The sequence below is a fragment of the Leifsonia sp. PARNA 1/14 genome (genome assembly GCF_055720965.1).
On record NZ_JBVQSP010000001.1, the window covers coordinates 667,943 to 677,330 of the forward strand.

Sequence of the window (9,388 nt, forward strand, 5' to 3'; positions counted from 1 at the left end):
GGTCGCCGCGCCCCGCTGTTCCGGGTAACGGGTCGCCGCGCTCGCGAGCACGATCACTGCACGGGAGCCAGCCGACCGAGACGACGTCGGAGGCAGTGCGAGCGTCGGCAGCGTCGGTCATGGAGCGACCACGACGACCGCTTCTCGGAGCAGTCGGCGTGCGACGACGAGCGCCGACTCCGCGTCGAGCTCCGGGAGGTCGCCGACGCGCACCGGGTCGCCGTCGAGCAACCGGCGCACGGCGGCGTGCGCGGCGATCGGCAGGGTCACGGTCGTGGCGCGCAGCCGGATCGACACGGTGGTGTCGTCGGCGACGACCCGCGGGTTCAGTCCGGTGCGAGCCACGACGACGGAGTCCGGCCCGAGGGCGTCGGCCGCGGCGACCGTCGCGAGCGGCTGCACCGGCTCGGGCGGCGAGTCCAGCGTCCGGCGCCGCGCGAGCGATCGCGCGACCTCCGTCGTCACTGCGCCGCGCGCGCCCGGGTCGTCGAGCGCGTCACGGAGCGCGTCGAGCGTCGCCTCCACGAGCGGCCGCAGGGCCTCCGCGTCGTCGGGATCGAACCCGAGCGGGAGCGACGACCGCAGTGCGGGGACGGCGTCCGCGGCTCGGGCGACGGCCTGCCGCACGATCTCCTGCCGCGTGTACGCCGCCACGCCGATGGTGAGATGCACCGAGACCGTGCCGAGCGCCTCCGCCGAGTGGATCCAGCCGCGCGGCAGGTAGAGCGCATCGCCCGGGCGGAACACCTCGTCGATCACGGGCTCTTCGAGCGCCCGGGCCGCGACGGCCTCCCGGTGGTCGCTCCACGGCTGATCGCGCAGCGGGTCCGGGTGCACGGGTGCGTGGATGCGCCAGTGCTTCTCGCCGGCGATCTGCAGCACGAAGACGTCGTGCACGTCGTAGTGCGGATCGAAACCGCGCGACGACGCCGGTGTGATGTAGGCGTTGACCTGGCACGGATGACCGAGCTCCGCTGCGAGCCTGCGGCAGAACTCCGCGATCGGCGGCCAGGTGCGATGAAGACCCTGCAGCACGAGGGTGGAGCCGGCGGCGAACTCGGCGAGCACGCGATCGGCGTCGAGCTGGTCGGCGACCTCGGCGCCGAAGCCGCCCGGCCCGGTGAAGCGCGCGGACGGGAGGACCTCGCCCTCCTTCGCCATGCGCGCGAACGGCGTCCGGAGGGCGCGTCGGGCGACGAGCTCGTCGACGGCCTCGAGCGAGAACAGGTCGGAGAAGTCCTGGCCGAGCCGGTCGCTGCGGGTGAACAGCGGGCCGCGCGCCCAGAACCGGTCGGCGAACTCGGCGGCGTCGAGCGTCGTGCAGCGCGAAAGCGCGGGCCGGTCGCCCGGCCCGCGCTCATCGGTCGTCATCAAGCGGACCCGTCGGCTCCGCCGTCGTGTCCTCCCGGGTCAGCCCCGCCGTCCGCGGTGCCTTCGCCGCCGGCCGAGCCGTCGGCTCCTCCGTCGTGGCCTCCCGAGTCGGCGCCGCCGTCGGCGGGCCCTTCACCGCCGGCCGAGACGTCGGCTCCGTCGTCGTGGCCTCCCGGATTCGCCCCGCCGTCGGCGGGGCCCTCGCCTCCGCCGGATGCGCTGGTGCTGATGTCGTCGTCGTCGATCGCGCCCATGTGTTCTCCTTCTCGTCGCCCGAAGGTACCGGATGCCGTCACACTACGCGCGCACGTCATATTTCGGAACGAGTTTTGACCGTCCCGTCTGCTCTTGGGAGGCTCGATGTGCCGCCAACCGTTCGCCGGCACTCCCCACCCCTTCACAAGAGAGGCACAGCCATGTCCGACGCCACCCCGCCCGGGACCGTTCCCGCACTTCCCGAGAAGCCGAAGCGCTCCAAGACGCCCTGGATCGTCGGCATCGCGATCGTCGCGGTCATCGCCGTGGTGGGTGCGGTGTTCGCCGTGGTGAACGCCAACAGTGCCGGTTCCGCCGACGCCGCCGGCAAGACGGTCACCGTCAAGGTCGGGACGACCGAGCAGGCCGCGCCGTACTGGCCGATCCTGAAGAAGAAGGCGGCCGAGCAGGGCATCGACCTCCAGGTCGTCGGCTTCCGCGACTACACGCAGGCCAACCCGGCGCTCGCCGACGGCCAGTTGGACCTCAACCTGTTCCAGCACCTGCAGTTCCTCGCGAACTACAACGTGCAGTCCAAGCAGAACCTGGTGCCGATCGCCTCGACGCTGGTCGTACCGCTGCCGCTGTACTCGAAGAAGTACACGTCGGTCGACGCCATCCCGCAGGGCTCGCAGATCGCGATCCCCAACGACCCGACGAACCAGGCCCGTGCGCTGCTCGTCCTCCAGAAGGCCGGCCTCCTGAAGCTGAAGGACGGCGGCAACACGCTGGCGACCCCCGCGGACATCGTGGCCTCCGAGTCGAAGGTCACCGTGATCCCGGTGGATGCCGCGCAGACCGCTCCCGCGCTGGACTCGGCGGCCGCTGCCGTCGTGAACAACAACTTCGCGCTCACCGCCGGCCTCGACCCCCAGTCCGCCCTCTTCCAGGACGACCCGAAGAGTGCGACGGCGGAGCCCTACATCAACGCCTTCGTCGCCCGCGACAAGGACAAGACCAACAAGACGTACCTGAAGATCGCCGAGCTGTACCACTCCACAGCTGTCCAGGACGCGGTACTGGCCGACTCGAAGAACACGGCCGTGATCGTCCAGAAGCCGCAGGCCGACCTCATCGGCATCCTGCACTCGCTCGAGAAGACGATCGAGGCGGCGAAGTAGGCACGTGAGCCCCCTCATCGAGTTCCGCGGCGTCACCAAGAGCTTCCGCTCGGGTGACGCCGCGGTCGCAGCCGTCGAGAACATCGACCTGACGATCGAACGCGGCGAGATCTTCGGCATCATCGGCTATTCGGGTGCGGGCAAGAGCACGCTCCTGCGGCTCATCAACGCGCTCGAGCACCCGACGTCCGGCTCGGTGATCGTCGACGGCCGCGATCTGACCACGCTGCGCGAGCGCGAGCTGCGCGGCGTGCGTGCCGGTATCGGCATGATCTTCCAGCAGTTCAACCTGTTCCGGTCGCGCACCGTGTTCGCGAACATCGCCTACCCGCTGAAGGTCGCGGGCTGGCCGGCCGACAAGCGCAAACAGCGCGTCGCCGAGCTCCTCGCGTTCGTCGGGCTCACCGACAAGGCGTGGGCGTACCCCGACCAGCTCTCGGGAGGCCAGAAGCAGCGCGTCGGCATCGCCCGCGCCCTGGCGACGAACCCCGCCATCCTGCTCGCCGACGAGGCCACCAGCGCTCTCGACCCGGAGACCACCTCCGACGTGCTCGCGCTGCTGAAGCGGGTCAACGACGAGCTCGGCGTCACCATCGTCGTCATCACGCACGAGATGGAGGTCGTGCGCTCGATCGCCGACCGTGTGGCCGTCCTGGACGCCGGCCGGGTGATCGAGACCGGGACCGTGTTCGAGGTGTTCTCCGACCCGCAGACGCCCACCTCGCAGCGCTTCGTCGGGACGGTGCTGCGCAACCAGCCGGGGGAGGCCGACGTCGCGCGTCTGCGCGGCAAGCACTCCGGACGGATCGTCTCTGCGCGCATTCACGACGACGGCCGGCTCGGCGCGGTGCTCTCCGACGCCGTCGGCCGCCACGGCGTGCGCTTCGAGATCGTCTACGGCGGCATCTCCGCGTTGCAGGGCAAGTCGTTCGGCAGCCTGACGCTCGAGCTTCTCGGCGAGCCGGACGCCGTGGACGCGCTGATCGCCGACCTCCGCACGGTGACAGAGATCGAGGAGGTGGCGGCATGACCGACTGGTCGACCCTGTGGCCGGTCTACGTGACGTCCATCGGCCAGACGTTGTGGATGGTGCTCGCGACGCTCGTCCTCGGCGGCATCCTCGGGCTCGCGCTCGGCGTGCTGCTGTATACGACGCGACCGGGCGGCCTCCTGCAGAACCGGCCGCTGTCGGCGGTGCTGAACGTGCTGGTCAACTTCATCCGGCCGATTCCGTTCATCATCTTCATGACCGCGGTCGCCCCGCTGACGCAGGCCGTGCTCGGCACCTTCCTCGGCACTCCGGCCGCGATCTTCCCGATGACGATCGCGGCGACGTTCGCGATCTCGCGGATCGTCGAGCAGAACCTCGTGACCATCGACCCGGGCGTGATCGAAGCGGCGCGGGCGATGGGATCCAGTCCGTGGCGAATCATCTCGACGCTGTTGATTCCGGAGGCGCTCGGGCCGCTGATCCTCGGCTACACGTTCGTGTTCGTCGCGATCGTGGACCTCTCGGCGGTCGCCGGCAGCCTCGGCGGCGGAGGTCTCGGCGACTTCGCGATCTCGTACGGTTACCAGCGCTACAACTGGGTGGTCACCTGGGTCGCGGTGCTCACCATCGTCTTCCTGGTGCAGGTCGCGCAGTTCCTCGGTAACACGCTGGCCCGCAAAGCGCTGCGCCGTTGAGCCGGCACTGCGTCTACGGCGCCGACGACGCGGGCGTGTAGCGACCCACCGGCCGGAGGCGGAGCGGCCGCTCGCGGTACTCCGCGAGCGCGTGCACGATCCACCCGGCGGTGCGCGCGGTGGCGAAGATCACCTCGCCCGCGTCGTCGGCCATCCCGCCGGCGAGGGAGAGTGCGGCGAGGGCGAGGTCCGAGTTGGGGGCGGCGCCCGTTCGGTCGTGGAGGAGCGCGGCCAGCGCCTCTACGGCCTCCACCACGGGCGCGCCGGCGGGGTCGTCCGCGAGCATGCCCAGCAGGATCCGCGCGCGCGGGTCGCCGGCGGGGTAGAGCGGCTGCCCGAAGCCCGGCACGGGCCCGTGCCCGTCCACCACGGCGTCGGCGACGACGCGGGCCGGCTCCTCGCCCGCGGCGACGCGCGCGAGCATCCGCTGGGCCGCGCGGCTGGCATTGCCGTGCAGCGGCGAGTCGAGGGCGCCGAGTCCCGCGACGACGACGGCGTACGGCGTCGCCCGTGCGGAGGCGGCGGCCCGCGCGGCAAGGGTCGACACGGCGAGGTCGTGATCGAGCAGCAGCACGAGCGCCGCGTCGAGGGTGTGCAGCAGCTGCGGCGATGGAGGTCGCGGACTCAACCGCGACCAGAGCTCTCCGGAGAGGGTGGGTGCTTCCGGTGCCGACTTGACCGGCAGAACCTGCACCATTCCGGCGATGAGCCGTTCGGCTGCGCCGGCCACGGCCGCCGGGTCGAGGGAGGTACGCAGCGGGTCGGCGGCCGCCAGTGCGGTCACGGCCACCAGCTGCCGGTCGCGGTCGCCCGCGCCCGGGGGCAGTGCGCGCGCCACGCGTCGGGCGTCCTCCAGCCCTGGACCGGCGGCGAAGCGCGCAGCCGGATCCCACCGACCCGTGAGGGCCCAGCGCGCCACCGCCTCGAACGGCTCGCGGGCCAGCCCGGCGGCGGGCCGGCCGCGGTAGTAGAGCTCGCCGTCGTCGATCAGTGCGAAGTCGGTCTCGATGACCATGAGCGGTCGCCCCTCCGATCGTGCGGGGGAGGGCGGCGACTTACGTCGCCGGGCAGCGGCGAACGTCTCGACCTCCAGCGGGTCGAACGCGGATCCGGAGGCTGTGCGCGTGCGGTGGAGCAGTCCGCGGGCGACGTAGGAGTAGAGCGTCTCGAGTTTGACGCCGAGGCGCTCGGCCGTCTGCTCCGCTGTGAGGCGAGGGAGGCTATCCGGCTCGGGTGACGAAGGCATGTTGATCCGATCAACGTTGACGTTTGAAGAATCCACGTTCACACTACTGCCATGGACCGCATGAACGACACCCTGATCGACGTCCCGCGCGGACTGACCAACGTCGTCGCCGCGCACACCGCACTGGGCGACGTGCGCGGGCAGGAGGGGTTCTACCACTACCGCCAGTACTCGGCGATCGACCTCGCGCGTGAGCGCAGCTTCGAGGAAGCCTGGTATCTGCTGCTCTTCGGCGACCTGCCCTCGCCCGACGAGCTGACGGCGTTCCGTGAGCGCATCGCGGTGGCGCGCCGCGTGCCCGCGGAGGTCGCCGAACTGCTGCCGGCGCTCGCCCGGCTCACGGCGGAGGGCGACGCCCTCGCCGGCCTGCGCATGGCGCTCGCCGCGGTCGCCGCGCACGACCGGATGCGGCCGGTGTACGACGAGGAGGCCGAGGCCCGCATCACGGACGCGATCCGGGTCGCCGCCGTCACCCCCGCGCTGCTGGCGTCGCTGCACGCGTACGCGGCCGGAGGCACGCCTCCGGCGCCGCGCGACGACCTCGGCCACGTGGCGGACTACCTCCGCCTGGTCACGGGTCGCGTGCCGGACGCCGCCCATGAGCACGCGCTGAGCGCGTACCTCACCGCGGCCATCGACCACGGCTTCAACGCTTCCACGTTCACGGCGCGCGTCATCGCCTCGACCGGCGCTGACGTCGCGGCGGCCGTGGACGGCGCGCTCGGTGCGCTCTCGGGTCCACTGCACGGCGGCGCGCCGAGTCGCGCCCTCGACACGCTCGACGCGATCGGGACTCCGGACCGCATCGACGAGTGGATCACGGCGACGGTGCGCGGCGGTGGCCGCGTGATGGGCTTCGGTCACGCCGTCTACCGCACGGAGGACCCGCGCTCACGGCTGCTGCGCGAGGTGGCGGAGGGCTTCGGCGGCGATCGGGTGGCCTTCGCGGTGCGGGTGGAGGAGCGTGTGCAGCAGCTGCTCGCGGAGCTCAAGCCGGGACGCGAGCTGCACACCAACGTCGAGTTCTACGCCGGTGTCGTCATGGAGCTGTGCGGCATCCCGCGCACGCTGTTCACACCGACGTTCGCGGTTGCGCGCGTCGTCGGCTGGACGGCGCACATCCTGGAGCAGGCGGCCGACGGCAAGATCCTGCGGCCGTCGTCGCGCTACGACGGGCCGGCGGCGCCGATGCCGCTCCCGGCGCGGACGATCGCGGCCTGACTGGCTGTCGCTGTCTGCATGGCGTGAGCGTATCGTGCTGCTCGGGCGGAGTCACGCCGCTCCACGGGACGGAGCCCAGGGACGGAGGCGGATGCCATGCGCGGAGCAGTGCGGCACGTGGAGTGGGTCGGCGATGAGGACCCGGAGCGCTTGGAGGCGGCGGTCGTCACCTTCGCGCCCGATCGGCTGGATGCGCTCGGCACCTCGCGCACGACGGACTACGTCACCAGCTGGGCGCTGGAGACCGGGCCGGATTGGGTGACCTCCCGGTTGTCGGTCGCCGTCGACGGGCGCGGCTTCACACGCTGGCTCGTGCTCACCCGTGATGCGCACGGCCGCTGGGAGTCGGAGTCGTACACGCACGGCGACGACCGCTATCACGAGGAGCCCATGGCGGCTCCGGGGATCGCGGATCCGTCGAGCGTCGACGGCGCCCTGGACTGCGACCTGGCGCTCTGCCCGGTGACCAACACGATGCCGGTCCTGCGGCTGGGCGCGCTGCACGGCCTGGAGGAGACCGAGCTGACGATGGCGTGGGTGGACCTCCCCTCGCTCGAGGTCGTCGGCAGCAGGCAGGCGTACAGCGCGGCGCATCCGTTCGACCCGGAGGCCGGGCGGGCCATCGTGCGCTATCGCAGTGTCGGCAGCGGCTTCACGGCCGACCTGGGCGTCGACGAGGACGGCCTCGTCATCGACTATCCACGGCTGGCCCGGCGCATCCGTACTCGCTGAGAGCGTCGAGGGGCGCCATTCAGGGGGTGGGAGCGAGCGCGTCGTAGTGGCGGAAGCCGCGCTGGACCCGCACGACGGTCGCGACGAGCACCACGATCAGGAGGCCGCCGAGCAGCGGCGGGAACCAGAGCGCCCCGGTGAGTGCGAGCACGCCGATGTAGAGGTCGCCGAGGCGCGGACCTCCCGTCACCACGACGGTGAATACGCCCTGGAGCCGCCCGCGCATGACGTCGGGCGCCGAGGCCTGCAGAATGGTCATCCGGAAGATCGCGCTGACGTTGTCCGCCGCGCCGGAGGCCGCGAGCAGCACGGTCGCTGCGATGAGTGCCGGGAGGTTCGCCTCGGCGAAGGTGGCGCCGCCTCCCGCTGTGCCGTTGAACGCGACGACGGCGAGCACGATGCCGAAGCCGAGGATGGACGCGCCGTAGACCAGGATGGCCCGCTCGACCGCACGGCCCTGCCAGCGCACGTGCCCGAGGCGACCGGAGAACACGCTGGAGACCAGTGTGCCGACCGCGCCGGCGGCGGTCAGGATGCCGACGGTGACCGGGCCTCCGCCGATGAGCAGCGCGCCGACCGCCGGGAACAGTGCGCGCGGCTGTCCGAAGGTCATCGCGATGAGGTCGAGCACGAACGTCATGGAGAGGTTCGGCGCGGACTTCAGGAAGCGCAGCCCCTGCAGGACCGACGAGAGGCCGGCGCTCTGCCGCTCGCCCTCCGGCACGATCGAGGGGAGGGTGAAGATGCCGAGGAATGCCGCCGTGAACAGGATGACGTCGACGGTGTACGTCCAGGGGATGCCCACGCTCGCCACCAGGAGGCCCGCCAGCGCGGGGCCGACGGTGACCATGACGCCCATGCTGATGCCGCCGAGCGCGCTCGCCGCCGGAAGCAGGCGGGGAGGCAGCAGCCGCGGCGTGATCGCCTGTCGGGTCGCGCCGATCATGACCGTCGCCACCGCGTTGATCGTCGTCAGCACGTACAGCGGCCAGACGACCTGGATGTGCATCCAGGCGAAGAGCGCGATACCGGCGGTGGAGGCCCAGGCCACGACAGCGGTGACGAGCGCGACCGTCCGCCGGTCGAACGCGTCGGCGAGCACGCCGCCGTAGAGTCCGAACACGATCATCGGGACCAGCGCGAAGAGCGCGACGAGCGAGACCGCGAGGGTCGAGTGGGTGAGGTCGTAGATGTGGAGGCCGACGGCCACGACGGTCATCTGGCCGCCGATGCCCGAGATCGCGCCTCCGGTCCAGAGCCGGGCGAACGCCGGCGACTCCCTCAGCGGGCTGAGGTCGACGAAGTGCCGCGTACGCGACAGCCGCGTATCGTCGGGCTCCTTCGTGCCGGGGGCCTGCTCGGTGCTCAGAACCGGGGCTTCTTGCTGAGCGAGACGGCCGCCACCGAGAAGACGACGCCGAAGAGCATGATGGTCACCGTGACCGCCTGCAGCACGACCTGCCAGAACGGTACGAACGGGGTGACGGAGACCCAGAGCCAGAGGATGGCGCCGATCAGGGTGATGACGTAGCTGAAGGTGCGACGCGCGTAGAGTGCGTTGAGCGACACGACCGTGGCGGCCACCGTCACCTGGAAGAACGGGAGGAACTCGTCGGCGTTTCCGGTCCAGGTGTAGACCAGGCTGATGACGCCGATGACCAGGGTGACCAGCACGACGAGGGTCGCGATCGCGTTGCCCAGCATCGGCGGGAGCGTCGCGCTCAGGCTGCGGACCAGACCGCCGTGCTCGTCGACC

At 71.4% G+C, this 9,388-nt stretch carries 10 protein-coding genes; 5 read left to right on the forward strand and 5 right to left on the reverse strand.

The features are described from left to right. Window positions 1-117: 117 nt before the first annotated feature. The gene (locus AC0HS0_RS03385; RefSeq protein ID WP_472961648.1) at window positions 118-1,371 is read right to left on the reverse strand and encodes a cupin domain-containing protein; all 1,254 of its coding nucleotides are present in this window, start codon (window positions 1,369-1,371) and stop codon (window positions 118-120) included. Further along, the gene (locus tag AC0HS0_RS03390; RefSeq protein WP_472961649.1) at window positions 1,371-1,625 is read right to left on the reverse strand and encodes a BatC protein; all 255 of its coding nucleotides are present in this window, start codon (window positions 1,623-1,625) and stop codon (window positions 1,371-1,373) included. Before AC0HS0_RS03390 ends, AC0HS0_RS03385 begins: the two co-directional genes overlap by 1 nt. Before the next feature lie 162 nt (window positions 1,626-1,787). Between AC0HS0_RS03390 and AC0HS0_RS03395 the strand changes: the two genes are divergently transcribed. Genes AC0HS0_RS03395 through AC0HS0_RS03405 form a run of 3 tightly spaced genes read left to right on the forward strand, consistent with a single transcriptional unit; the run spans window position 1,788 to window position 4,433 of the window. After that, window positions 1,788-2,747 carry a MetQ/NlpA family ABC transporter substrate-binding protein gene (locus AC0HS0_RS03395; RefSeq protein ID WP_472961650.1) on the forward strand — a complete coding sequence of 320 codons (960 nt, stop codon included), beginning with the start codon at window positions 1,788-1,790 and terminating at the stop codon, window positions 2,745-2,747. A gap of 4 nt (window positions 2,748-2,751) precedes the next feature. Beyond that, window positions 2,752-3,777 (forward strand): methionine ABC transporter ATP-binding protein, encoded by a 1,026-nt coding sequence (locus tag AC0HS0_RS03400; protein ID WP_472961652.1) that lies wholly within the window; start codon window positions 2,752-2,754, stop codon window positions 3,775-3,777. Next, the gene (locus tag AC0HS0_RS03405; RefSeq protein WP_472961653.1) at window positions 3,774-4,433 is read left to right on the forward strand and encodes a methionine ABC transporter permease; all 660 of its coding nucleotides are present in this window, start codon (window positions 3,774-3,776) and stop codon (window positions 4,431-4,433) included. Before AC0HS0_RS03400 ends, AC0HS0_RS03405 begins: the two co-directional genes overlap by 4 nt. Window positions 4,434-4,446: 13 nt before the next feature. Here AC0HS0_RS03405 and AC0HS0_RS03410 read toward each other — a convergent pair whose 3' ends face one another. After that, window positions 4,447-5,679 (reverse strand): citrate synthase, encoded by a 1,233-nt coding sequence (locus AC0HS0_RS03410; RefSeq protein ID WP_472961655.1) that lies wholly within the window; start codon window positions 5,677-5,679, stop codon window positions 4,447-4,449. A 51-nt stretch (window positions 5,680-5,730) separates the two neighbouring features. Here AC0HS0_RS03410 and AC0HS0_RS03415 point away from each other — a divergent pair, with 51 nt between their 5' ends. Both AC0HS0_RS03415 and AC0HS0_RS03420 read left to right on the forward strand, forming a co-directional pair. After that, window positions 5,731-6,900 carry a citrate/2-methylcitrate synthase gene (locus AC0HS0_RS03415; RefSeq protein WP_472961656.1) on the forward strand — a complete coding sequence of 390 codons (1,170 nt, stop codon included), beginning with the start codon at window positions 5,731-5,733 and terminating at the stop codon, window positions 6,898-6,900. A gap of 96 nt (window positions 6,901-6,996) precedes the next feature. Further along, a complete protein-coding gene (locus AC0HS0_RS03420; RefSeq protein WP_472961657.1) occupies window positions 6,997-7,632 on the forward strand; it encodes a putative glycolipid-binding domain-containing protein in 636 nt (211 codons plus the stop codon). A 19-nt stretch (window positions 7,633-7,651) separates the two neighbouring features. Here AC0HS0_RS03420 and AC0HS0_RS03425 read toward each other — a convergent pair whose 3' ends face one another. After that, complete coding sequence (locus AC0HS0_RS03425) at window positions 7,652-8,953, reverse strand: MFS transporter (RefSeq protein WP_472962113.1); 1,302 nt, start codon at window positions 8,951-8,953, stop codon at window positions 7,652-7,654. A gap of 44 nt (window positions 8,954-8,997) precedes the next feature. Further along, on the reverse strand, window positions 8,998-9,388 hold a 391-nt coding region (locus AC0HS0_RS03430; protein ID WP_472962117.1), incomplete at its 5' end, for a hypothetical protein.